This window comes from Hymenobacter tenuis (assembly GCF_054780495.1).
The window spans coordinates 153,609-178,704 of the sequence record NZ_BAAGWF010000002.1 but is presented as its reverse complement, the minus strand read 5'-3'; the positions used below and the strand labels follow the sequence as shown (position 1 = coordinate 178,704).

Sequence of the window (25,096 nt, the reverse complement as noted above, 5' to 3'; positions counted from 1 at the left end):
ACTCGCGGCCCCAATCCGACCCGCTGAAAGTTGACGGACGGTTGAAAACAACGGCTGAGTTACGCGCAGGCTACACGAACGGCCTCCCGACAAGCGCCGGCCCTCCCCGCCCGGGTCCTCCTTACTTTTCGGCCTTTTCCCGAATCAGGTGCTGCAGCAGGGGATCCTGCTTAATGCGCCGCAGCTCCCGCTGGCATAGCTCCTTGACGTCGGCTTTGATCTGGTTGAAGTTGGCTTTGATCAGCTGCTCGGCCTCATCCTGGCCCGTGGCCGGGTTGATAAAGCTGGTGATGTCGGGAATGGGCAGCAGGGCGCCGGCCTCAGTAGCCACCCGCTGCCCATCTACCTGAATGTGGGCATGAAACACCTTCTGGCTGATTTCCTCCCCGAAGTTGTCGGCCACCGCCCCCACGAAGGTGCCCTGGGTCAGATTGGCAATCGTGCTGGGCGGGATCATGCTGTCCATCTGGGTGGAGAGGCCGGTGCTGGTCTCGCGCATGTTCATCGTCAGGCTCTGGCGCTGCTGCAGAATTTTGCCGAACCGCTCGCTTAACCACTTGCCGCTGTTGCCCGACACCTGCCCGCTGAAGACGTTGCCCACCGTGTTCTTGATGACTTCGGCTTCCCGCGGCCCGTAGTCGCGCTCGAGCTGGGAGAAGTCCTGAAAGCCCAGGCAGGTGGAGACCTTGTTGCTGCGGGCTGTGGCAATGAGGTTGTCCAGGCCCTTGAAATAGATGGTGGGCAGCTCGTCGATGATCAGCGAGCTTTTGCGCTTGCCCTTCTGGTTGACCAGCTTGACCAGGCGGGCGTTGTAGAGGCCCAGGGCGGCCCCGTAGATGGCCTGGCGCTCGGGGTTGTTGCCCACGCACAGGACCTTGGGCTCGGCGGGGTTGTTGATGTCCAGGGTAAAGTCATTGCCCGACATCACCCAGTAGAGCTGGGGCGAGGCCAGGCGCGAGAGCGGGATGCGGGCCGAGGCAATCTGCCCCTCCAGCTGCTCGATGGCATCTTTCTGGTACGCCGATACGAAGGGCTTGACCAGGTTTTCAATCTCGGGGTAGGAGGCCAAGACCGGGAAAATCTCCTCGTAGTCCCGGCTCAGAAACTCAATCACGTGGGGGAAAGTGCAGTACCGGCCCTTTTCAAACAGCTTAAGAAACCAGATGATGGCGGCCACGAAGTTGATGGGCGACTCCACGAAAAAGTCCCCCTGCTTTTGGATCCAGCTTTTATTGAGGTTGAGCATAATGGTGGAGGCCGACTCGTAGGCGTCCACGATGTCGGTCATCAGCTCCGGCAGCAGGGGGTTGCAGCGGTGGCTTTTGCGGGGGTTGTCGAAGTTGATGACGTAAAAGCCCACGGGCTGGTCGAACTTGTCCTGGTGGCGCAGCAAGGTGTTGTAGCAGATGCGGCTCAGGTCGTCAAACTTGTAGTCGTAGATGTACATGCAGAAGCCCTTCTGCAGGTGCTGGCGGATAAACTCGTTGATGATGGCAAACGATTTGCCCGAGCCGGGCGTGCCCAGCACCATGGTGGCCCGGAAGGGATTCACCACGTTCAGCCACCCTTGCCGTTTTTTGCCCCGCAGCCAGTACTCCGTGCGCAGGTTTACCGAAAACTCGTTTTCCAGCCGGCGCTCCTCCTGGGGAAAGCTCTCGTTGCCTTTGTTGAAAATGTCCTCCAGCAGGGTGTGGTTGAACAGCCGGCTCAGCCAGGCCCCCGCGCTCAGCAGCAGCAGAAAGCCCGCCGTCAGCAGTCCGGCGTAGAAAGCCGTGGCCAGCCCGGCGGGCAGGGCCACGCGGCGCACCAGGTCCGCCCCGTACAGCAACGCCAGGCCCAGCCCGGCCGAGACCGCCACGGAGATGCCTTTTACCTTTTCATCTTTACGGCCCCGGGTGCCCAGGCAGCTCAAAAGCAAAAAAACGACGGCCAGGGTTTTGCTTACCCAGCTGGCCTGAAACAGGAAGGTGTTCCTGGTGAAGCTTTCGAGCAGTCCCTGCACCACGGCCGGGGCCCAGCCCTGGGCCTTAAAATAGCCAAAGCAGTAGTAGTAGAGGTTCAGGGCCAGCAGCCCGATGGCCAGCAGGCGCATGAGCTCCATGATTTTACGGAGTCCCTTTTCGTCTTCCATTAGTTACAGCGCACGTTAGGTTGGGATTGCATCCGGCAACCTACCAGGGGCCGCGGACACCGCTGGGCACTTCTTGACCAGCAGCCGAAAGTCGGGGACGAGTGGCTGCCCCGGCACACGAGCGGGCCAACCCCCTCTCGCCGCCCGCTTAGTGCCGCGGCCCCTGCAGCAGCCAAGTCAGGCAGCCCGGGTGTGCCAAGCTATAAGCCCCCAAAATGTGGCGGGAAAAGCAGGGAGAATGTGGCTTCCGTCGCTATTTTGCGGTGTCATGCCAGCGTACCTTATTCGTTTTACTTCTTGATCAGCTATTCCGAAGACCAAGCCCAGGCTTTCGTCGCGGACGCGGGCACCTTGCAGCGCGGCAAGCAGTTAGCTCAACCCACCAAGTGGGCGAATCTGGGCCGTACGCAAGCGGCTACTTGGGGTGAGTGCGCCGGCAGCGGCTCCAAACCCTATTTGACCGGTATTGACCTGCGGGAGCCGGCGTTTAAGTGCTCCTGCCCGAGTCGGGTGTTTCCCTGCAAGCACGGAGCGGGCCTGCTGCTATTGCTGGCCCGCCAGCCGGCCCTTTTTGCTGGCACCCAGCCCCCCACCTGGCTGGAAGAGTGGCTGGCTAAGCGCTTGCAAACGCAGGAAAAAAAGGCGGTAAAAGTAGCGCCTACTCCACCCGTTGCAGCGGAAAATCCGCGTAGCGCTGCCCCTGAGAACTTCGAGGGCAAGGTCAGTGAAGAGTCGGGCAGCGGGGTGTCGCCCGCCCGGCTAGCTCGGATGGAGCAAGGTATAAACGAGTTGGACACCTGGCTGCTCGACCTGGTGCGCCACGGGCTGGCGACGCTTGATCAGCAGCCCGCTAAATTTTGGGCAAACCAGGCGGCCCGTTTAGTTGACAACCAGCTGCCTGGTATAGCCGGCATTATCCGGGAGCTTGGCCTGCTGCGCCACGCGCACGCGGACTGGCCGCGCCGCCTGCTGGCCCGGCTCGGCGAGCTGTACTGGCTGGTGCGGGCCTTCCAGAATCGGGACCAGGTACCGGCCGCCACCCGCCAGGAGCTTTTGCAGCAGGTCGGGGTAACGATTAAAAAAGAGGAGCTGGCCGCCTACTCCCCTCCCCAAACTGACCGCTGGCAGGTCCTAGGTCAGGTAACCTGGGAAGAGGACCGGCTCACGGCCCGGCGCAGCTGGCTGCACGGGCTGGTCAGTGGCCGCTACGCCCTAGTACTGGAGTTTGCCTTCGGCAGCCAACCCTTTGCTACGCCCCTGGTGCCCAATGGCGTCTACAGCGGGCAGGTCCTGTATTACCCTGGCCCCCTTCCCCTTCGGGCCGCCCCGGTAACCTTGACTTTCGAAGCATCCGGCCCGGAAAGGGATACTCCCCCGGCTCAGCGGATACCTCAGCTCCTGGATGACTACGCGGGCGCCCTGGCCCGCCAACCCTGGCTGCGCGAGTGGCCGGCCGCCCTCAGCCAGGTGGTGCCCGTACGGCAGCCCGATGGCAGCTGGGTGCTTCAGCACCCCAACGAAGCAGCGGCCCTCCCCCTGCGTTTTCTTCGGGAAGAGGCCCCCTGGGAGCTGTTGGCCCAAAGTGGAGGTCATGCCCTTACGCTGTTTGGTGAATGGGACGGCCAAGCCTTCCGTCCGCTGGGAAGCTGGCCGTGGAAGGCCAGCAGCGATGCGGCAGGGCAAGCGCTTGCCCCACCCACCGCTCTGGTCTCTGCTGCTTTCCCCTCCGCCGAGCAGCAAGGGCCTACTACAGAAGCCAGCCCAATCAGCGAAGCCCTGCCAGAAATCAGGTATCCGGCCTTTTCTCAGCTGCTGCGCATTGGGCTGCTGGGCACTCGCCAGAGTGGGGAATCCGTTCCTTTCCTTCCGGGAATAACTTCGCCAGCGGACAGCCCAGAGCAGCAGCTGCTGCTGGTAGCCGGAACCCTTGCTCTCCTGCACAAGGCCGGCTTCCAGCCCCCGCAGACGGCGGTATCAGTACCAGCTCCGGCCCCAGCCGAGAGCTGGGAGCCCCTGGGCCCCCTGGGCACCGAGCTATTCCGCACATTGCTGGAAACCAACCGCTACGGGGCGTTTCGCACCGACTATTGGACCCGGATGGGGCAGCACCAGCGCCTGGTTCCGCCGAGCTTGTTGGTGGCCGCGTTGAACACGGAAAGCTTTCGCCTGCATCTGCCCGGACCCCTGCTGGCGATCCTGGGGGAGCGGGGACGTTGGCTGGCCCAGCAAAATCCTGAATGGCAAGCTAGGCTAGCCATGGAGCACCCTGCAGAAGATCCGACCACCTGGGAAACGGGCACCCTTCCCCAGCGCCGGTTTCTACTTCAGAACCTGCGCAAGTCCAACCCGGAGCTGGCCCGCCAACTAGTAGCGGCAGCCTTACCAGCTGAGCCGGCCGCTACCCAGGCCGCGTTGTTAGCAGAACTGGAGCATGCACTGACGGCCGCGGACGCGCCCCTGCTGACATCTTATTTGTCATCTAAAAGCAAAGAAGTGCGCCAAACAGTGGTGCCCCTGCTGGTGCGCCTGCCAGAATCGGGGTTGGTCGAGCGGCTGTGGCACCGGGCCATTCCTCTGCTTACGGTGAAGCGCCCGTTAGTGGGGCGTAACAAGCTAGTGGTAGCCTTGCCTGAGCAGTGGGACAAAACGTGGCTTACGGATGGTATTGAGTTGAAAACGGCCAGCTTTGAGGGCGGCGAGCGGGCGGGTCAGCTGGGCCAGCTGCTAGCCTTGATTCCTCCCAGCCGTTGGGTTGCCCACCTGCAGGTTTCCGCGGAGGATCTGCTGACGCTGGCCGAGGCCACAGACTGGCGGCCGCTGCTGCTGACGGCTTGGGCCCGGGCCGCCGTTGTGCATCAGGATCAGGTGTTTGCCCTGCCCCTGCTGCTGCGTCACTTCAGCCGGCAGCAGGTGCTGCCTCCCCAAACCGCCACCCACCTGCTGGGGCTGCTGACCCAGGCGGAGATGGTAGCCTGGGTGCGCCGCCAGCTGCCCCCTCACCGCCCCAAGGCCCCCGAGTTTTTGCCAGAGCTCCTGGCCTACCTGCCCGGCCCGTGGCCCGCCGATATCGTCCGGGCCACGCTGCGTCACTTGGCTGATGTGCTGACGCCCCGGGTGGCTAACCACTACGCCGAGCCCTACCAGCGCCTGTCGGCGCTTTTAACCCGGCTGGCCAGCAGCCTGCCCGACGACCAGGTGCCGGCCTGCCCCCCGGTGCTCGAGCCCCTGGCCGAAAGATACCCCGCCGTGGCCCCCCTGGTCGAGCAGTTTTTGGACTCCGTGCGCTTTCGTCAGCAGCTGACCGCCAGCCTTACCGAACCGTCAACCCCCCTCTTCTCCTAAGCCCGCTGTATGGCGACTACCCTTCCCCCTGACTTGCTGCGTCCCCACGCCGAAGACCTCTACGCCGAGGAGCTGGCGGCCCTGAAAGCGGCCGACGACCGCCCCAAACCGCCTAACTGGCTGCTCTCCCCCTGGGCCGTGGTAACCTACCTGCTCGGCGGCACGCTCGACAACGGCTTCGAGATTGAGCCCAAGTACATCGGGCAGCGGCGGCTGATGGAGATTGCCGTGGCTACCCTGGCCACCGACCGGGCCCTGCTGCTGCTGGGCGTGCCGGGCACGGCTAAAAGCTGGGTTTCCGAGCACCTGACCGCCGCCATCAGCGGGCACACCAACCTGCTGGTGCAGGGTACGGCGGGCACGGCCGAAGACAGTCTGCGCTACTCCTGGAACTACGCCCGCCTGCTGGCCGAAGGGCCCTCCCTGGGCGCGCTGGTGCCCAGCCCCCTGTACAAGGGCATGCAGGCCGGGCAGCTGGTGCGCATTGAGGAGCTGACCCGGATTCCGTCGGACGTGCAGGACACGCTGCTGACCATGCTCTCGGAGAAGGTGCTGCCCATTCCCGAGCTAAGCACCGAGATTCAAGCCACCCAGGGCTTCAACGTGATTGCCACGGCCAACGACCGGGACCGGGGCGTAAACGAGTTGAGCAGCGCCCTGCGCCGGCGCTTCAACGCCGTGGTGCTGCCCCTGCCCGCCACCCTGGCCGAGGAGGTGCACATCGTGCAAACCCGGGTTGCCAAGCAGGGCAAGGCCCTGCAGCTGCCCGTCGAGGCGCCGGCCCTGGAGCAGATCAGCCGCCTGGTAACCATCTTCCGCGAGCTGCGGGCTGGGGTGACCGACAACGGCAAGACCAAGCTGAAATCGCCCACCGGCACCTTGAGCACCGGGGAGGCCATTTCCGTCATGAACTCCGGCCTGGCCCTGGCCGCCTACTTCGGCGACGGCACCCTGCGCGCCCACGACCTGGCCGCGGGCCTGACCGGAGCCGTGATCAAAGACCCCGCTCCCGACCGCGTCGTGTGGCTGGAATACCTGGAAACAGTGGTAAAGGAGCGGGACGGGTGGAAGGACCTGTACCGTGCCTGCCGAGAGGTAGTGGACTAGTAAAAGTACCTGCCATACGCTGGGCCAACGATTTTGACATCCCTATCTCATGAGCATTATCCTGGTTACCGATAAGCTTCCCGACGGGCCGGCGACGGCGGTGCCCCCTACCCGGGGCGCAGCCTTGCCGGGATGGCAACAGTTAACCGGTCTTTAGCTTATTTCCTATGCCTGCCGACCTTCGCTTATTCGGAATACGCCACCACGGCCCCGGCAGCGCGGCCAGCCTCCTGGCCGCGCTCGATGATTTCCAGCCCGATATCGTGCTGCTGGAGTGCCCGGCCGATGCCGAAGCGGCCCTGGCCACGGCCACCCACCCGGAGCTGCTGCCGCCGGTGGCTTTGCTGGTCTACAACCCCAAGCAGCAGGGCCAGGCTACGTTTCTGCCGTTTGCCGAGTTCTCGCCGGAGTGGCAGGCCATTCAGTGGTGCGCCCGCCACCAGGCCCACCTGCGGGGCATGGATTTGCCGATGTCCCTGCGGTTTGGAATGCGGGACGCGGCTGCGTTAGCCGCCCCGGGGCCCCCCTCCCCTACCCTGCCAGCACCCGAGTCCGCGGGCCAGGAACAGCCAAGCCCGGAAGATACCTCGGCCGGGGCCGTGGCCCAGGACAGCAGCGCGGCCCCGGAGGCCGACCCCGTGGCCTACATTGCCCGGCTGGCGGGCTACACCGATTCCGAGCAGTGGTGGGAAACGCACCTGGAGCACGCTCCCGGCAACGCCGACACCTTTGCCGTGGTGCTGGAGCTGATGACGGCCCTGCGCGAGGAGCTGGCCCGCCCCGAAACCGAAGAAACCCTGCTGCGCGAGGCCTTTATGCGGGAGACGCTGCGGGCCACGCTCGCCCAGGGCTACCAACGGGTGGCAGTCGTGTGCGGGGCCTGGCACGCGCCGGTGCTGCGCGCCGAGCTGCTAAAGAAAGAAGACAAGGCCCGGCTCAAGGGCTTGAAAAAGGTACCTACGGAAACTACTTGGATTCCCTGGACCTACGAGCGGCTGTCGTTTAGCTCGGGCTACGGGGCGGGGGTGCTTTCCCCCGCCTGGTACGAGGTGCTCTTTACCGTGCCGCGGGCCCAGGTGCTCACGTACTGGATGGTGCAGGCCACCCGCCTGCTGCGGGGGCAGGATGTAGAGGCCTCCTCCGCCCATGCCATTGAAGGGGTGCGGCTGGCCGGGGCGCTGGCGGCCGTGCGCGGGCTGGCGCTGCCGGGCATCGAGGAGCTGCAGGAGGCGGCCGTGGCCATTTTAGGGGGCGGCTATGCCGAGCCGCTGGCCCTGGTGCACCAGGCGTTGGTGATTGGCGACAAGCTGGGCGAGGTGCCCGCCGGGCTGCCGGCCACCCCCCTGCAGCAGGATCTCACCCAGCAGCAGAAAACCCTGCGCCTCAAGCCCGAAGCCCTGCCCAAGCCCCTGGATCTGGACCTGCGCCAGCCCTCCCAGCTTGAGCGCAGCCACTTGCTGCACCGCCTGCGCCTGCTGGATATCACCTGGGGTGAACCCGAGCAGGCCAGCGGCAAAAGCGGCACTTTCCACGAAATCTGGCACCTGGCCTGGAAGCCGGAGCTGGCCCTGGCCGTCATTGAAGCCGGTCGCTGGGGCAATACTATACTCAGCGCCGCCGCGGCCCGGGCGACCGCCCGCGCCGAGGAAGCTACCAGCCTGGAGGTGGTCAGCCAGCTGCTGGAGGAAGCGCTGCGCGCCGACCTGGGCCCGGCCATTCCGGCGCTGGTTGCCCGGCTGGCAGCGATTGGGGCCAGTACGCGCGACGTCACCCACCTGCTGGCGGCCCTGCCCCCGCTGGTTCAGGTACTACGCTACGGCAACGTGCGCCGCACCGACACGGCCCAGGTAGCCCTGGTGGTGCAGCAGCTCGTGCCCCGCCTCTGCATTGGCCTGCCCGCGGCTTGTGCGGGCCTGGACTATGATGCGGCCCGCCCCCTGCTTGCTTTGCTGGAAGGCACCCACCAGGCTATTCGGCTGCTGCAGCAGCCCGAGCAGGAGGCGGACTGGTACGCGGCCCTGGGCGCTGTGCAACGCAACGCCGCCAGCAACGGCCTCTTGGCCGGGGCCGCGGCCCGCTTTCTCTTTGACGCCCAGCAGGCCGATACGGCCACGACGGCGACCTCCCTGGGCCTGGCACTGGCCCCGGCGCAACCCACGGACTACGCCACGGCCTGGATCGAGGGATTTCTGCGCGGCAGCGGCCTGCTGCTGATTTACCACCGCGAGCTGTTTGGGCTGCTGGACAGCTGGCTGGGCAGCTTGCCGGAGGACACCTTCCGCGAGATAGTGCCCTTGCTGCGCCGCGCATTCACCGACTTCTCCGTGCCCGAGCGGCGCCAAATCCTGGAGCTGGCCGGGCAGGATTCGGCGGCACCCCTGGCGCCGTCCGAGCAGGTGGAATTTAACCTAGCCCGCGGAGCGCGGGTGCTGCCGGGGTTGCGGGCTCTGCTGGGGGCGGCTCCCTTCTCAGCGGCCTGACATCATGACCATGCCCTCTCCCCCCTCCTTTTACTCTCCAGTTGCCCCTGCCTATGCCTGCGGCCCCCTGAAGTCCCGGGCTCCCTATCCCCGGGTCTTGCCTGGGGGCACCCTTGCCTCCACGTCGACGCCACCCATTTTCTATCCTGCCACCACCAGCCTAACTGTTTTTTCCTACCGCCATGAATACCACCCGCTGGAAGCTTGTTCTGGGTAGCGCGGCCGATGCGGCCAATGCCGTACCCCTGCCGCCCGACTATGGCCGCATGGACGACGTGCTCACGGCCCTCTACGATGGCGACAAAGCCGAGCGCAAGGGCGGCCTGGGCGGGTCGGCCCCGCGGGTAAGCCGCTGGCTGGGGGATATCCGCGAGTACTTTCCCACCGAAGTTGTGGCCGTGATGCAGCAGGACGCGATGACGCGCCTGGGGCTGAATCAGCTGCTGCTGGAACCGGAAATCCTGCGCACCGTGCAGGCGGATGTGCATCTGGTAGGCACGCTCATGTCGCTCAGCCGCGTGATGCCCCAGAAAGCCAAAGCCACGGCCCGCGAAGTGATCACCAAGGTGGTGCGGGAGCTGGAGAAAAAGCTGGCCAACCCCCTGCGCCAGGCCGTGCAGGGCGCCCTGAGCCGGGCCGTGCGCAACCCGCGCCCCCGCTACCACGAAATTGACTGGGGCGCCACTATCAAGGCCAACCTGCGGCACTACCAGGCGGCCCACAAAACCGTCATTCCCGAACGCTTAGTGGGCTTTGGCCGCCGCGGGCAGGCCCTAAAAGAGATTGTGCTCTGCGTGGACCAGAGCGGATCCATGGCCTCCTCAGTGGTCTACGCCGGCGTGTTTGGAGCGGTCCTGGCCTCGCTGAAAGCGGTAAAAACTCACATGGTCGTCTTCGACACGGCCGTGGTAAACCTAAGCGAAACCCTGCGCGACCCGGTGGATTTGCTGTTCGGCGTGCAGCTCGGTGGCGGCACGGATATCAACCTGGCCCTCACCTACTGTCAGCAGCTCATCACCCGCCCCACCGATACGATTCTGGTGTTGGTGACGGATTTGTACGAGGGCGGCAATGAACGGGAAATGATCAAGCGGGCGGCCGCCCTGAAGGCGGCAGGAGTCAACCTGGTGGTGCTGCTGGCCCTCAGCGATGAGGGAGCCCCGAGCTTTGACCGCCGGGTGGCCGAGCAGCTGGCGGCCCTGGGGATTCCCAGCTTTGCCTGCACGCCGGAGCGGTTTCCGGAGCTGATGGCCGCCGCCATCCAGGGGCACCCCCTAAAAGCGCAGGCCTAAACCAGGGCCTTAATACGGAGCATTCAACCCCTCTGGTCGGCTGACTCAGGCGCGGCTTACTCGGCCAGGTGGGTAGGACGGCACGGGCATCGCCCGGGTTGAACGTGTACTCCCCCCTCCCTTTCCGAGTGCTTTGCCCCTGCGCAGACATTTCCAGGCGCATGGCCCCGCCGCACCCAGGCGGGCCGTTTTGGTAGATGGTGTGCATCGTGACAAACCAGAAAGTTATTGTCAGCGCCCCTTAACTCATGTCTGGCCAAGAAGCTACATCTTGCCCGGTACTGCAGGCCGTATTCCGTCAGCATCTTAATCCCCTGCCATCATGCCCTCACCAGTCCTTTCCATCCGTGCCTTTATCGGAGCCAAAGCTTTTACTGTGTCACGGCGTTTCTACTGCGCCTTTGGTTTCACCGAACTGGTTATCTCCCCAGCTATGTCGTATTTCTCCCTCCAGGGCGTAGGCTTTTACCTGCAGGATTACTACCTGCAAGACTGGGTTGATAACACGATGCTGTTTTTGGAAGTAGCGGATGTTGAGCAGTATTGGGCGCAACTAACCGCCCTGGACTTACCTAGTCAGTACGAGGGCGTACGCCTTCTACCGGTTCGTCAGGAAGCTTGGGGCAGGGAGGGCTTCGTGCAGGACCCCTCCGGCATTCTGTGGCACATCGGCGAATTTCGCCCGGGATAAACCGGTTTCCTGCAGCAGGGATCCTAAGTACTGCCTTCAACCGAGGTGGCTCGCCCCTGGGCACCCCGGACCAGGGCTAGGGCGCCCGTCGCGAAGGGCAAGGCCGCGCAGAGCAGATCTTTAAGGCAACCAAAGCAGCCCTAGGTTTTAAGAAAACGTGCCTGCCCACCCGAGCATTTTACCCCCTTTCCCCATGCCTTTACGTTCTGAGACAAGGGGCAACCGCCCGCTGCCTGCCGCCCACCAAAAACACCGCGCATGAAATACCGTTTGATGTTCACCCTGGCCGCTTCGCTCACCTGGCTTTCGTGCTCCCGCCCGGGGGATGCCGCTCCCGACTCTACCCCTGCTCCCCCTACCACCGGGAAACCGGTTGAAACCAAGGCCCCCAATGCTTCTTATCGCCCGGCCGTTGCGGGGCAGACCCGGGTGGGCGGGGTAACGACCACCACCCGCTACCGGGCCGCGGCCATCACTTCGTCCTTAGCCAACCCCTGGGGCATCACGGCGCTGCCCGATGGCCGCCTGCTGGTTACCGAGAAAGCCGGCCGCCTGCGCCTGGTTTCCGCCTCCGGTACAATAAGTGAGCCCATTACGGGCTTGCCCCCGGTAAACGCCGCCGGGCAGGGCGGGCTGCTGGGCCTGTGCCTGGACCCGGACTTTGCCACCAACCGGCTGGTGTACTGGTCCTTTTCCGAGGCCCGCCCGGGGGGCAACCTGACGGCCATCGCCAAGGGCCGCCTGGCCGACAACGACCGCACCATGGAGCAGGTAAGGGTTATCTACCGGGCGGAGCCCGCCTACGAGGGCACCCTTCACTACGGGGGGCGCGTCGTGTTTGACCGCACGGGCCACCTGCTGGTGAGCACCGGCGAACGGTCCGATCTGGTTACCCGGCCCCAGGCCCAGGCCGTTGCGTCCGGCCTGGGCAAGATCCTGCGCATCACCCGGGAGGGGCAGCCAGCGCCCGGCAACCCGGTATTTACCCAGGCCGGGGCCCGCCCCGAGCTATTTTCCCTGGGCCACCGCAATCCCCAGGGGCTGGCCCTGCACCCTGTCACCGGGGAGGCCTGGCAAAGTGAGCACGGCCCCCGGGGCGGGGACGAAATCAACCGCCTGCGGGCGGGGGCCAACTACGGCTGGCCTACCATTACCTACGGCCTGGAATACAGCGGCCAGGCGGTGGGCAGTGGCCTCCAGGAAAGCCCGGGCCTGGAGCAGCCCGTTTACTACTGGGACCCGGTGGTGTCGCCCAGCGGCATGACCTTCTACGCGGGCAACCGCGTGCCCGAATGGCAAAACAACCTGTTTATCGGCACCCTCAGCGGCCAGCACATCGTGCGCCTGGTGATCAGCAACAACCGGGTAGTGGGCGAAGAGCGCCTGCTGGCTGAGGAAGGGCAGCGCTTCCGCGACCTCACCCAGGGCCCGGATGGGGCCTTGTATGCCATCACCGACCAGGGGCGCCTCTACCGCATCGACCGCGACTAGCCACCGGGGCCTGGCGCCCGGCAGCTGACACCAGCCAACAAAGCCTCCCGCTCCCGGCGGGGGCTTTTTTTGGTTATATCCGCGGCCCTTTTCTGCGGTTCTGCGCCAAGGGCTTTAGCGAAGGGGTGGTCCCGGCCGGCGGGGCCACTGCCCGCTCTCGGGCGGCCGCTGGCCGTAACACTTCCCGCAGCCGGGCGGCTGGAAAGCCCACCTCCTGCCCCCTGACGCGTACTCCCTCCACCTCAAAGCTGACCCCGCGCAGGATCCCGCCCCGGTCATGGCGGAAGCGTGCCTGCACCCGGTGCGGGTGCAGCTGGGCTTTCAGCCACTCCTCCCCTCCCCTCTCGGTCCGGCTGAAAATCTCCCCTAGCATCTGCCGTACCTGTTCGCGCACCGCGGCCTTTTTCGGGTCCAGCTCCTGGCGGCGGCGGCGCTCGGGCAAGGGCTGCAGGCCCAGCTCCTGACTTATTTGCCGGACAATACCCGGTTGCCGGTAGTAATTATTATCGGTCCGCAGGGCCGGCCCACCGTCAACGGGCACCCGGTTAAGGTAGATGTGAATGTGGGCGTGTTGCTTGTCCCGGTGCTCGTATACGACTACCTGGTGGCGGTCAATGGGGGCACCAATCAGCTCGCAGTACCGGCGGGCGGCCGTTACTTTTTGCGCCTGGCTGATCACCTCCCCTGCCTTCCAGGAGAGCACGGTGTGCCACACGGGCTTGCGTATTTTTCTGCTCAGGCCCGCGATCGATTGCATCTCCCGCGCCATCTCCTGGGGGCTGCCGGGAATAACATTGGCTACCACCAGGAGGGGCGCTTCCCCAGGTGTTTTCTCCCTCCCCGACCGTAGGCCGGCCCCGTAGGTGAGGGCGCCTTCAAAGTCTTTACCCGTTACCGTTTTGGCGATCATACCAGGCAGCGTCGGATCAAGGAAAGGGCTTGGCGCAGCTCGGCTTCGTGGGCGCGGAAGGCCTGGCCGGTCTGGGCCAGGTGGGCTAGTTGATGAAGGCTGGTCCCCAGGCCCACCAGCTGGCGGCGCAGCTCCGCCGGCATGGCTTCCTTGACCGGGGCTCCCATTCCCAACTCCCGGAGATAATCGGATACTTTCCGGTAGCCGGCCGCGGCCGCCCTGGCCGCTATGGCTTTCTTTTCAGTTGCAGTTACCCGAAAGTGGATCTGCTGGTCGCGGTTTACTTCTACCGTTTCAGGCTTAGCTTCGACGCTCATATCAGTTACGTGGGTTCACGCCGCTACCCTACGGAAAAATTCGTTAAAAGGCTGCTTTGCCCCATTTCTCCCTCTGGTAAGCGCTGGATAAAGCAAGCCATGTCCTTGTGTACACAACGACATGGCTTGCTTTATCCAGCGCTCACGGCTACGGCAGCTAACCATAGAAGCCATACAACCAGGTGTTCAACCTAGCACCGTATGCTTCATTGCTTCAAAGCTCCAACATATCGCTGAAGCTTAATTCTTGAAGTGTCTGAGTCGGTGCTTTTAGTTTTTCAGGAGCGAAACCTTAAAGCCAAATTTCGATGTGGTATGCGCTTCAGCGCTTCATCACTTCAATGCTACTAGCTAGTGACATTGAAGACAACTTCTCTTTCGTACTACCAGGTATATTCGTGCTTCATTGAATCTATGCTTCAAGGCTTCAGTTTATCACCGTTAGCGATTATCTATGTTTGAATTATAAGCTTCATTATTTCGATGTAACTTTGCTTCATTGAAGCATTGACATAATGAAGCGAAATTACAATGCATCAATACTTCATTAGTTATATGAAGCGATACTTCAACGATTCAATAAAACAAGATATCATAGTCGCCTTGTGTCATTACTTCAAATCATATTTGCTTCAAAATATCAAAGAAACATTGTGTCATTGGTCCTTTAAATTATTGAAGCAATGCTTCATATATCGTGTGAAGCATTGCTTCAAAAGTAATATGAAGCTATGCTTCGTTGTGGCATAGTTTCACCGTATCAACAGTGCCCTGAAGATTTGTATCCTTGCCTCATAATTATTCTGCTTCAACGCTTCGTTTTATTAATGCTTCGCTATACATTTGAAGCATTGTAGCAGTGCTTCAAAATATTATTGCAGCAAAGAAGCAATAAAGCCATGCTTCTTTGCTGCAACATGATAGCGCTTCAATAATGCTTTGAAGCATCGCTTCAAAGCATTATTGCGTTATTACGGCCCGCATCAATTCTTTTGCTCTTTACCTTAGCTTCCGCATGAAACAACCCCGGGTTATTGCCTTCGCCACTCAGAAAGGAGGGGCGGGGAAGTCAACGATCGGCACGCACGTGGCCTCCGCGCTTTGCTACCTGTACGGCTACAAGGTCGCCATGCTGGACTGCGACTATCCCCAGAACACCCTGCACGCCTACCGCCACCACGAGCAGCAGCAGCTGCAGTCTGATGTCGCCTTCCAGGAGCGCCTTATCAAGCAGGGGATTACCCCATATCCCATCGCCATCTCCAGCATGGAGAAAGCGGTGGAAGCCATCGATACGCTGGCGGAAAAGGAGTTTGACTTTATCCTGGTCGATACCCCCGGCACCGTCAACGTGGCCGGCCTAAGCGAGCTCTTGGAGCGGGTGGAGTATATCTTCCTGCCCATGGAGCCGGACATGGGCACCATTGCCTCCACCATGTCCTACATGCACATCCTGGGCAACTTCACCCAGGCCCAGCGCCCCGAGTCCAACCTGGTGGGCTTCTATGCCTTCTGGAATAAATTCCTGAAGGCGGAGAAGCGCACGGTTTACACCAAGACGGCCGAGCTTTTCCGGGAAAAGGGCTACCCGCTGCTCAACAGCCGGGTGGAGTCTTTGGTCAGCATCAAGGACAAGCGCTCCACCATGTTCCCCATGCCGGAAAAGGAGCTCGGCAAGCTTGGGCTCGGCAGCCTGATAACGGAGATTCTGGACCTGGTGGAAGGTAAAGGCAGCGTCACGCCCTCCGGCAAGACCATCAACTTCACTCCGGTGGAATACGAGCAGCCCACTGCGGTAGCGGCGGATACCCTGGACGATAACGCGAAATAACTGTTCCCATGGCCAAGAAAACACCAGAATCGAAAGAGGCCGCGGCCGAGCGGCGCCAGCGCGAACTTGCCGCCCTTACCTCCGGGGTTGCGGCTTTCAGCCTGATGGGGGAGGCGCCCCGCCTGCCCACCCCGGAACCGATCCCAGAACCGGCCCCAGAACAGGCCCCGGTGGCCGTTGCCGCCCCGGCTGAGCCCACCCCGGCGGCAGCAAGCCAGCCAGAGCCAAAAAAGCCGGCCCCCGCCCGGGTTTCGGGCAAAGCCGCGCCGGCGGCCAGGGGAGGGCAGGAGCCCCCGACTCCCGCGGTCGTAGCGGCCCCCGAGCCGGAGGACGAGGAGGAGGACGAAGACGAGGACGAGTTGGCGGAAGCCGAGGCCGCCCCGGCCGAGTCCCTGCTCCCGGCAACTCCGGGCGAGCTGGACCTGGCTTCCCTGTTCGTGCCCTCCGCGGAAAAGAAGGGGACAACCCTGCGCATCACGGCTGACCACCAGCAGTTTTTTACCAACCTGGGCTTTATCCTGGGCAGTGGGGCTTCAGCCCCCGACATCATCCACAACATTCTCAACCGCTTCCGGGCCGAGCACGAGGCGCAGATCCTGAAGGCCATGAAAAAGCAGCTGCGCCAGATGATGGCGCCCAAGAAATAAGGCCCGGGAACCGCGCAAGCCGCCCGGGGCCCGCAGGGTAGGGGAGAGGGGCGCAAGCCGGGGTCTTCTTGGCTTTCTGCGGCGGCCCGGCCCCATTCGTGTCCGGCGGGGAAACGGCCCGCCAGCGCAAGCCTAAAAAATTGCAGCCCAACTCCTTGTGCGCCAGCGCCACCGGGGTTGGGCTGCTTTGTTTGGCGGCCGCCTGGGCGCCGCAAAAGGGCCTTAGGGGGCTGCAAAGGGCCTTTTCCGGCAACCGGAGGAAATCAGGCCGCGTATACGCCGCATCCCATGTTCTTTGCAATCTTCAATTGCCGTAGTGTGGTTTCCGGGTAATTCCGGGATTAAAAAGGAACCGTGTGAGATTCACGGACTGTCGCGCAACTGTAAGTGCCCCCCAGTTATAGTCAACTGCCGCGCCATTGCCCTGAAGGGGTGAGAAGGCCGACTATAATGGCACAAGTCAGGATACTTGCCCGCTACGATTGGAGACGAATGCCCTCGCACGTAGGGGTAGATCTCTGGCACATTGACCCCAAGTGAAGTAGCCCCGCGCCCGCCCGGGACTTCCGTGCCCGCCGGTCGGCAGGGTATTCCGGCTCTCTTCCTGGCGGTCTGGCCACCCTGCCCCCGCTGTTAGAGCCGGCATTTGTTTGTTGCGAGAATGGTGCTTCCATTCCCCAAACGAAGTAGTATGCTCCTGCTTGCCTTCCCCAGCTTCCCGCGCTTTGGAAGCTTGTGTTTGCTTTTTCCAGCCACTTGCCCGCTGCCCCCTGCCCGGGCAGCGGCCCGCCCGGCCCCGCCGGACTCCCGCTCATTTAGCCCTCCATATCCCTAGCGCGCCGGCTTTCCGCCGCCGGCTTACCCCGGCGTGCCCCGGCCCCCTCACCGTGCAGCTGCCCGGAACCGGGCGCTGCAAAGCAAGCTCCTGCTCGGGCCGCCGCGGCGGCTACGGTCCGGGAGCCGCGGGTTGCCTGGCTGCTCCGGATAGGGCCAAGGGCAGGGACCAGCCGCCAGCCCCCGGCACGGGCAGAAAAGTGCTTCGCGCCTGAACTCATTGCGTAACCTTTCCCCCACAACCCAACCATGTCTACCATCCTCATAGTTGAAGACGAGATTGTAACGGCCGACAAAATTACCCGCCTGCTAACCCGGCTGGGCTACCAGGCCTTGGAGCCGGTGACTCGTAATGAGGAAGCGCTCCAGGTGTTGTCCCGGCCGGCCGGTTCGCGCCCGGAGCTTCTCGCGGCGGCAGGGCCGGGGCCCCAGCTCCGGGACTACCTGTTCGTGCGCAAGGAGGCCGCCTACGTGAAGGTGCTGCTCCGAGAGATTCTGTACTTTGAGGCCCTGCAGAACTACGTGCGCCTGCACACGGTGCGGGAAAAGTTTGTGTTTGACTCCACCCTGAAAAAGCTGGCGGAGAAGCTGCCCGCCCAGTTTTTGAAAGTTCATCGCTCCTACATCGTCAACCTGGACCACGTGCAGGCCTACGAGGAAGGCTGCGTGGAGCTGGGCACCAGCTGCGTGCCGGTCAGCCGCTCCTGCCGGGAAGAGCTGAAAAGCCGGATCTACATGGTCGGGTAGGGGAGAGGAAGGCGCGATATGTGCTGCAGAAGCGGCGGTTTGTATACAAGTCCAGGGAAGCCAGCCGCCGACCTTTGCCAGCAGTTACGTTTTCTTTTTCACCTTCCCTTACAACAAGGATATGAGCAGCATCCATACCGTGGCCCTGGGCCGCCAGGGCCTCGTGGTTCCCGTTCAAGGCCTGGGCTGCATGGGCATGACCACGCTAGCGGGCATGACCATCTACAGTCCGGCCGACGAAGCCGAGAGCATTGCCACCATTCACCGGGCCCGGGAGCTGGGCGTGAACTTCCTGGACACGGCCGACCTCTACGGCCCCCTGCTCAACGAGCAGTTGGTGGGCAAGGCCATAGCTGGCCAGCGGGCGCACTACCTGATTGCCACCAAGTTCGGCTATGAGATTGACGCGGCCGGGCAGCTTAGCCCCAGCCTGGCCATCAACGGCCAGCCCGCGTACATCCGCCAGGCGGTTGAGCGCTCCCTGCGCAACCTCAAGACCGACTACATCGACCTGTATTACATGCACCGCCCGGATCCTAGCGTACCCATTGAGGACTCGGTGGGCGCCATGGCCGAGCTGGTGCAGGCCGGCAAGGTGCGCTACCTGGGTTTAAGCGAGGTGCCGGTGGCGACCATCCGGCGGGCCCATGCCGTGCACCCCCTGACGGCCATTCAAACCGAATATTCGCTTTTTGACCGGGGCGTAGAAGCCGACGGGGTGCTGGCGCTAACCCGGGAGCTGGGCATCGGCTTCGTGGGCTATTCGCCCCTGGGTCGGGGCTTTCTGACCGGGGCCATCAAACGCCTGGACGACCTGGACGGCGGTGACTTCCGCCGCCACATGCCGCGCTACCAGCCCGAAAACTTTGCCCGGAACCGGCAGCTGGTGGATAAGCTGGAACACCTGGCCCGGGCCAAGGGGGTAACGCCCGCCCAGCTGGCGCTGGCCTGGGTACTGGCCCAGGGGGTGGTTGCCATCCCCGGCACCAAGCGCGTGTCCTACCTGGAAGCCAACGTGGCAGCGGCCAGCATTGGCCTAAGCCCGCAGGAGCTGGCGGAGATTGACGCCAACCTGCCCGTGGGCAGCACGGCCGGTGCCGCGTACTAAGCCCGCGCGCGTCAGGCAGGACCCGGGTGAATAGCGTACCTTTCGCCTGCTAGCGGCCGCTTCGGGTCCGGGACCAGGCCGGTGCCCGGAATAGCCATTTTTTTACCTCCGCCCGAGCGTCCCCGTTACATGAAAAAAGTTTCCCAGGATATTCGGGTGCTCAGCACCGTTACGGACTACACCCGGCTTTGTGGCCTGCCGGCCCCGGCCCACCCCCTGCTCACGCTCATCGACCTGGAGCAGACCCGGCAGAACGTGCTGCCCGCCGACCTGCCGCCCTTGCAGCAGCAGTTCTACACGGTGTGGTTGAAAAAGAATTTCCAGGGTAAGGTGCGCTACGGGTACCAGTCCTACGACTTCGGCGAGGGCGTCATGGGCTTTATGGCTCCCGGCCAGGTAAGCGCCCTGGACGCCAGCCTGGATATCTCCCGGCTTAGCGGCTGGATGCTGGTGTTTCATCCTGACCTGCTGCGCAAGTACCCGCTGGGACAGAAAATTAACGGGTACGGCTTCTTTTCCTACCACGTACACGAGGCCCTGCACATCTCGGCCCAGGAAGAAGCCCTGCTCGACGGCTTGCTGCAGGTAATTCAGCGGGAGTACGAGCGGCCCATTGACGCCTTCAGCCAGGACGTTCTGGTAGCCCAGCTGGAAGTCCTGCTCAGCTACGCTAACCGCTTCTACCACCGGCAGTTTTTAACCCGGCGCACGGCCGAGCACGACCTGCTCAGCCGGTTCGAGGCGGAGTTGACTGCTTACTTCCGGCGGGAGGGCGAGCAGTCCCTGCCCACCGTGCAGTATTTCGCCGACGCCCTGCACGTATCCCCCGCTTACCTGGGCGACATGCTGCGCGCCCTCACGGGGGAAAGCACCCAGCAGCACCTGCAGCGGGCCCTGATTGAGCAAGCTAAACGGCTGCTGCTGACTACCTCCCTGTCCATCAACGAAACAGCGTTTCAGCTCGGCTTTGAGTACCCCCAGTATTTCTCGCGGCTGTTTAAAAGCAAAACCGGTCTTTCCCCCGCCGCCTTTCGCCTTTCCGCCCCCTAAGGCTGCTGGGCTTGCTTAACGCCGGTGGCAGGGACCGGCCCTTTTCCCGGGTTAAGCAAGCTCAGCTCGTAGCCAAGGTCAGGCCCCACGCCCGTACGGGCGCGGGGCCAAGCGGTTTTCAGGCCGCGATAAACCGGTATTTCAGCCAGACGACATCGTTATCGAGTTGCTGGACCTGCTGCAGATGCAGCCGCGTAGCCGGGCCTTTAGGCAGGTAGTCGCTAACCTCAAAGGTGGTGGGGGAGTGGGGCGTGCCATCGGCAATGGGCAGCAGCAGCAGGCTGAGCTCGTCGATTAGGCCGGCGTTCAGCAGGGAACCGTTCAGGTGGCCACCGCCCTCGAGCATGAGGGTCTCAATGGGAAAGAGCGTCGCTAACTGGTGCAGGGCCGAGGCGAAATCAATGTCGGTTTTCCCGGCAAACAAGTAGGAGATCCCCCGGCGCTGCAAGTAGTACAGGTACTCGTCGCTGACCTGCTCGGTCAGCACTTCGACCAGGTGGTCGCCGTGGGTAGAATTGCTTTCCCAGCCCAGCTTGCCCTTCGCATCAACGGCAATGGCGAAGGAGGTGGCGTTGGCATCCCCGATAAAGGGTTCCCGGGCAATGGGATGCGGGGCCGGCAGCAGCTCTGGAGCCAGCCCGCCGGAGAAGTCGCGCTCCATGGTGATGCGCCCGCACATCCAGGCCTGGCTGGGAAAAGTAACGTGGTACTTTTCAAAGTAGCCGGCAAAGGTTTGGGTGAGCTCTTCGTCCCGCCAGTTGGCCGAGAGGATCTTCCCGTCCACGGAGGACATCATGTGGCAGATGATATAAGGTCGTTTCATGGGCCCTTATACGGTTAGGTTGGTGCTGGGGAGAAGGGCAAGCGGCCAGTAGGGGCGCGCCGGGGAGGGCCCGCCGCAGCGACCCTGCCATAAAGCAAGCAAAGCGGTCCGGCCGTTGGTGTAGGGGTGCTGCACCTCGCCGGCCATTTCCGGCCGCTCGTCAACTTTCTGCTGACCGGGTAAGGGCCTCTGATAGGTTTGCACCAGTTAACCCCTGATCTGACACGTCCACGCTCGGGTCGGCTGACCCGGGGTGCCACGCTTGTTTCCTGCCCATGCTCAGCGCGTACTCCTGGAGCCAGTTTGGCTTGTTTATCCTGGTTCTGCTCCTGCTCTACTACGGGGTAGTCGGCTTGCTGTACTACCGGGCGGAGCTCACCTCCCTGCGTAATTTCGGCAATCGCGGGCGCCACCCCCCGACCGACCCGCCGGCGCCACTCCCGCTGGTGCGCCCGACTTCGGCCTTTGCCCCGGCCGCCCCGGTTGCCGGTGAACCCCCGGTTGCCGCGGGGATGGCCTCAGTAAGAGAGCAGGGCGCGGCCGAAAACCTGCCCGTGGTTACCGAGCCAGTTGTAGCCGGTGAGCTGCCCCCTTCAACTGCGATGGCTACCGATTACGAGGAAGGGGCCAGCGCGGCCGAGAACGTGGAGGCCACGGCAGCCGCCAGCGCTGGCCAAGCGGACGCGCCGATGGGGGACGAACCTCCCCGGGAAGAAGCCGACCAGGTTGATGAACGGCTAGCTGATCTAGTCCGAAAACAAGTGGTCGAGTTGTCTGAGGAAATGAATCCCGCGCCCGCCGTCTTGGAAACCGGCGGGAGCCGGTATGAGCCGCTGGCCTCGTTTGACGAGCCGGTGGCCTCGCCCCGGGATATTATCGCGGTGGAGCCGGCGCCCCAGCTGATAGCCGCCGAGTCAGTCCGCGACTACATCGCCCTGCTGCAGGCGGGCCAGCACCCGCCGATGCCGCCGGCCCTGCAAGGCTCCTGCCTGGCGGCGCAGATGGCCCAGCACCTGGATCAGTACCAGGCCGAGCTGGCGGCCCTCTTCGGGGCGGACGAGCTCTAGCCCCGGCCTTATTGCTTTCCCCTACCATCCTTTCCGCTCGATATGAACAAGAAGCCTCTTATCGCCTCACTGGCCCTCGTGGCCCTGGTTTTCAGCTCCCAGCTGCTCTACGCCCAAACCGGCGGCGGCAACGGCACGGCCGGTATTCAGGATGCCACCACCCAGGTGACCAGCTACTTCGACCCGCTCACCCGCCTGATGTACGCCATCGGGGCCGTGCTGGGGCTGGTGGGCGCCATCAAGGTGTACAGCAAGTGGAACTCCGGCGACCAGGACACCCAGAAAACGGCCGTGTCGTGGTTTGGGTCCATGATTTTCCTGGTGATCGTGGCCACGGTGGTGCGCTCGTTTTTTCTGTAAGCGCCTCGGTTATGCCCGTCTACGATCTAAACCGGGGCATCAACAAGCCCGTGGAGTTCAAGGGGCTGGTAGCCGGCAACATCTACCTGCTGGTGGCCGGCATCGGGCTGGGGTTTGCCCTGCTGGTGACCGGCTACCTGGCGGGCGTACCCCTGCTGCTGATCACGCTGCTCACCCTGCTGGCCGGGGGCGCCCTCTGGGCCGGGGTGTATGCCCTGAACCGCCGCTTTGGCGAGCACGGGCTGATGAAGGCGGCGGCCCGGCGCGCCTCGCCCCGCTACATCACCAACCGCCGCAGCCGCCTGTTTCAACGCCTCAACCAGGACCCGGCCGGCCGCGCCTAGCGGCCGGGGTGGGTGCTTTCATTTGCTTATGCGCACCAAGGTTCTGCCTTCCGCTTCCCTGGAGTCCAAGCAGCCCATCTACAAGGTGGAAAAGGACTGCCTCATCTCGAAGAATGCCGACGTGACCGTGGCCTTCCAGCTGGAGCTGCCGGAAATCTTTACCCTCTCGCGGGACGACTACGCCCTGCTGCAGTCGGCCCTGGTCAAGGCCGTGCGCCTGCTGCCCGACCACTGCGTGGTGCACAAGCAGGACTGGTTTGTGGAGGACAAGTATGCCCCGGGCTGCGAGGCCGAGCGCACGCTGCTCTCCGCGGCCTACGAGCGCCACTTCCACGAGCGGCCCTTCCTCAACCACTGCTGCTACCTGCTGATCACCAAGTGCTCGTCGGAGCGGCCCACCTGGCGCAGCACCTCGGGGCTACTGGCCCGGCGCCACATTGTGCCCCGGGACATGCTCGATCCGAAGGTGCTGGAAAGCTTTTTTGACTCCGTCGGCCAGTTCGTGCGGACGTTGGAAGGAGTGGGGCCCGCCAACGCCCCCTTTATCCGGGCCCGCCGGCTTACCTCGGACGAGCTGGCCGGCACGGCGGAAAAGGCCGGGCTGCTGGAAAAGTACCTGTCCCTGGATTTTTCCGACCAGGCCCGGCAGGTAGACCTGGATTTAACTTCGGGCCTGAAGGTGGGGGCGGAGTACTGCCAGCTGTTCTCCGTAGCCAACCTGGATGACTTGCCCCCGTCGGTGGAAACTGACGTGCGCTACGAGCCCTACAGTACCGAGCACTCCGACTTTCCCATCTCCTTTGCCGCGCCCCTGGGGCTGCTGCTGGGCTGTAACCACATCCTGAACCAGTACCTGTTTTTGGATAACACCCAGAAGACGGTCAGGACCTTTGAGCAGAAAAAGGACCGGCTGCGCTCCCTTTCCCTATACTCCAGGCAGAACGCCATCAATTATGAGTACTACAACGCGTACTTACAGGAGCTCCTGGCCCAGCAGCGCCGCCCGGTGCGGGTGCACTGCAACGTGCTCACCTGGTCCCCCCGGGAGGACGCGCTCGGGGAGGTGCGCAAGCTGGTTAGTGCCGCCTTCAACGCTATGAACTGCAAGCCCCGGCAAAACACGGTGGACATCGCCGCGCTCTACTGGGGCGGCATCCCGGGCAACGCCGGCGACTTTCCCGCCGAGGAAACCTTCTACACCTTTATTGAGCAGGCTGTCTGCTTCTGGGCCTGCGAAACCAACTACCGTTCCACGGCAGCCACCAAGGGCATCAAGCTCTCTGACCGCCTGACCGGCCGGCCCGTGCTGGTGGACCTCTCGGATGAGCCCATGAAGCGGCAGGTGATCTTTAACCGCAACAAGTTCGTGCTGGGCCCCTCGGGCTCGGGCAAGTCCTTTTTTACCAACCACATGGTGCGCCAGTACTACGAGCAGGGCGCCCACGTGCTGCTGGTGGACACCGGCAACTCCTACCAGGGTTTGTGTGAGCTCGTGGGCGGGGTGTACTTCACCTACGAGGAAGATAAGCCCATTGCCTTTAACCCGTTCCTGATCTCGGGCCAGCTGGACGTAGAGAAAAAGGAAAGCATCAAGACCCTGCTGCAGGTGCTCTGGAAAAAGGACGAGGAGACGGTCAGCCAGTCCGAGTACGTGTCCCTGTCCACGGCCGTGAGTTTGTACTATGTAATGCTTGAAGCACACCCGCATATCCGGCCCAGTTTCAACACGTTCTACGAGTTTGTCCGAAGCTCTTATCGAAGGGTGCTGGAAGAGGAGCGGGTACGCGAAAAGGACTTCGACCTCGACAACTTCCTCTATGTGCTCAGTCCCTACTACCGGGGCGGGGAGTACGACTACCTGCTCAACTCGGAGCGGGAGCTGGATCTGGTGCAGGCCCCCTTCATCGTCTTTGAGCTGGACAACATCAAGGACCACCCCATCCTGTTTCCGGTGGTCACGCTCATCATCATGGAAACCTTTATCTCCAAGATGCGCAAGCTCCAGGGGGTGCGCAAGATGATTCTGATTGAGGAGGCCTGGAAGGCGCTGACCACGGCCGGCATGGCCGCCTACATCAAGTACCTGTTCAAGACGGTGCGCAAGTTTTTCGGGGAGGCCATCGTGGTAACCCAGGAGATTGACGACCTGATCGGCAACGAGATCGTCAAGGACGCCATCCTCAACAACTCGGACTGCAAGATCCTGCTCGACCAGCGCAAGTTTCAGGGCCGCTTCGACGAGATCCAGGCCCTGCTCTCGCTTACGCCCAAGGAAAAGGACCTGGTGCTAAGCATTAACCGCGACAACAAGGCCGCGCGGGGCCGCTACACGGAAGTGTTCATCTCTTTAGGCGGGGTCGTGTCGAAAGTGTACGCCCTGGAGGTGTCCAAGGAAGAGTACGTGACCTACACCACCGAGGAAACCGAGAAAGTGCGGCGGCTGGAGAAGTTCAGGCAGACCGGGGACATGGCTACGGCCATCAAGCTATTTGCCGCCGAGCTGCGGGAGAACTGAATCTGCTGA

19 protein-coding genes and 1 riboswitch are annotated in these 25,096 nt (G+C 63.1%); of the genes, 15 read left to right on the top strand and 4 right to left on the bottom strand.

Features of this window, described 5'->3' with window-relative positions:
* Positions 1–121: 121 nt before the first annotated feature.
* A complete protein-coding gene (gene mobC, locus ACYVGU_RS11100) occupies positions 122–2,131 on the bottom strand; it encodes a conjugal transfer protein MobC (protein WP_460622145.1) in 2,010 nt (669 codons plus the stop codon).
* 297 nt (positions 2,132–2,428) lie between these two features.
* Here mobC and ACYVGU_RS11095 point away from each other — a divergent pair, with 297 nt between their 5' ends.
* The 6 genes from ACYVGU_RS11095 to ACYVGU_RS11070 all read left to right on the top strand — a co-directional run bounded on the left by ACYVGU_RS11095 (position 2,429) and on the right by ACYVGU_RS11070 (position 12,534).
* Positions 2,429–5,473 carry an SWIM zinc finger family protein gene (locus ACYVGU_RS11095; protein WP_460622144.1) on the top strand — a complete coding sequence of 1,015 codons (3,045 nt, stop codon included), beginning with the start codon at positions 2,429–2,431 and terminating at the stop codon, positions 5,471–5,473.
* Positions 5,474–5,482: 9 nt separating this feature from the next.
* The gene (locus ACYVGU_RS11090; protein WP_460622143.1) at positions 5,483–6,580 is read left to right on the top strand and encodes an ATP-binding protein; all 1,098 of its coding nucleotides are present in this window, start codon (positions 5,483–5,485) and stop codon (positions 6,578–6,580) included.
* 167 nt (positions 6,581–6,747) lie between these two features.
* On the top strand, positions 6,748–9,060 hold the full coding sequence (locus ACYVGU_RS11085; protein ID WP_460622142.1) for a DUF5682 family protein: 2,313 nt from the start codon (positions 6,748–6,750) through the stop codon (positions 9,058–9,060).
* 182 nt (positions 9,061–9,242) lie between these two features.
* On the top strand, positions 9,243–10,352 hold the full coding sequence (locus ACYVGU_RS11080) for a vWA domain-containing protein (RefSeq protein WP_460622141.1): 1,110 nt from the start codon (positions 9,243–9,245) through the stop codon (positions 10,350–10,352).
* Between the two features lie 433 nt (positions 10,353–10,785).
* Positions 10,786–11,043, top strand: coding sequence for a VOC family protein (locus tag ACYVGU_RS11075; protein ID WP_460622140.1), 258 nt, complete (start codon positions 10,786–10,788; stop codon positions 11,041–11,043).
* A gap of 258 nt (positions 11,044–11,301) precedes the next feature.
* Positions 11,302–12,534 (top strand): PQQ-dependent sugar dehydrogenase, encoded by a 1,233-nt coding sequence (locus ACYVGU_RS11070; RefSeq protein ID WP_460622139.1) that lies wholly within the window; start codon positions 11,302–11,304, stop codon positions 12,532–12,534.
* A gap of 73 nt (positions 12,535–12,607) precedes the next feature.
* Here ACYVGU_RS11070 and ACYVGU_RS11065 read toward each other — a convergent pair whose 3' ends face one another.
* The gene (locus tag ACYVGU_RS11065) at positions 12,608–13,444 is read right to left on the bottom strand and encodes a relaxase family protein (RefSeq protein WP_460622138.1); all 837 of its coding nucleotides are present in this window, start codon (positions 13,442–13,444) and stop codon (positions 12,608–12,610) included.
* Positions 13,441–13,761, bottom strand: a complete 321-nt coding sequence (locus tag ACYVGU_RS11060) for a MobC domain-containing protein (RefSeq protein WP_460622137.1) — start codon at positions 13,759–13,761, stop codon at positions 13,441–13,443. The genes ACYVGU_RS11065 and ACYVGU_RS11060 overlap by 4 nt, the downstream gene beginning before the upstream one ends.
* Before the next feature lie 1,015 nt (positions 13,762–14,776).
* Here ACYVGU_RS11060 and ACYVGU_RS11055 point away from each other — a divergent pair.
* From ACYVGU_RS11055 to ACYVGU_RS11035, 5 genes are all read left to right on the top strand, one after another.
* On the top strand, positions 14,777–15,592 hold the full coding sequence (locus ACYVGU_RS11055; RefSeq protein WP_460622136.1) for a ParA family protein: 816 nt from the start codon (positions 14,777–14,779) through the stop codon (positions 15,590–15,592).
* A gap of 170 nt (positions 15,593–15,762) precedes the next feature.
* Positions 15,763–16,239 carry a hypothetical protein gene (locus tag ACYVGU_RS11050; RefSeq protein ID WP_460622135.1) on the top strand — a complete coding sequence of 159 codons (477 nt, stop codon included), beginning with the start codon at positions 15,763–15,765 and terminating at the stop codon, positions 16,237–16,239.
* A 301-nt stretch (positions 16,240–16,540) separates the two neighbouring features.
* Positions 16,541–16,730: riboswitch (cobalamin riboswitch) on the top strand.
* Positions 16,731–17,322: 592 nt separating this feature from the next.
* Positions 17,323–17,820, top strand: coding sequence for a response regulator transcription factor (locus ACYVGU_RS11045; protein ID WP_460615189.1), 498 nt, complete (start codon positions 17,323–17,325; stop codon positions 17,818–17,820).
* A 121-nt stretch (positions 17,821–17,941) separates the two neighbouring features.
* Positions 17,942–18,928 (top strand): aldo/keto reductase, encoded by a 987-nt coding sequence (locus tag ACYVGU_RS11040; RefSeq protein ID WP_460622134.1) that lies wholly within the window; start codon positions 17,942–17,944, stop codon positions 18,926–18,928.
* A 129-nt stretch (positions 18,929–19,057) separates the two neighbouring features.
* Entirely contained in the window at positions 19,058–19,978 is a 921-nt protein-coding gene (locus ACYVGU_RS11035; protein WP_460622133.1) for a helix-turn-helix domain-containing protein, read from the top strand.
* A gap of 118 nt (positions 19,979–20,096) precedes the next feature.
* On the opposite strand, the gene ACYVGU_RS11030 is transcribed toward ACYVGU_RS11035, so the two are convergent.
* Positions 20,097–20,801, bottom strand: coding sequence for a dihydrofolate reductase family protein (locus tag ACYVGU_RS11030; protein WP_460622132.1), 705 nt, complete (start codon positions 20,799–20,801; stop codon positions 20,097–20,099).
* A 512-nt stretch (positions 20,802–21,313) separates the two neighbouring features.
* Here ACYVGU_RS11030 and ACYVGU_RS11025 point away from each other — a divergent pair.
* The 4 genes from ACYVGU_RS11025 to ACYVGU_RS11010 are packed head-to-tail and all read left to right on the top strand — an operon-like array spanning position 21,314 to position 25,087.
* Entirely contained in the window at positions 21,314–21,868 is a 555-nt protein-coding gene (locus tag ACYVGU_RS11025) for a hypothetical protein (RefSeq protein WP_460622131.1), read from the top strand.
* 42 nt (positions 21,869–21,910) lie between these two features.
* A complete protein-coding gene (locus tag ACYVGU_RS11020; RefSeq protein ID WP_460622130.1) occupies positions 21,911–22,228 on the top strand; it encodes a DUF4134 domain-containing protein in 318 nt (105 codons plus the stop codon).
* Positions 22,229–22,239: 11 nt separating this feature from the next.
* A complete protein-coding gene (locus tag ACYVGU_RS11015) occupies positions 22,240–22,572 on the top strand; it encodes a DUF4133 domain-containing protein (RefSeq protein ID WP_460622129.1) in 333 nt (110 codons plus the stop codon).
* Positions 22,573–22,600: 28 nt separating this feature from the next.
* Entirely contained in the window at positions 22,601–25,087 is a 2,487-nt protein-coding gene (locus ACYVGU_RS11010; protein WP_460622128.1) for a TraG family conjugative transposon ATPase, read from the top strand.
* Positions 25,088–25,096 lie beyond the last annotated feature (9 nt).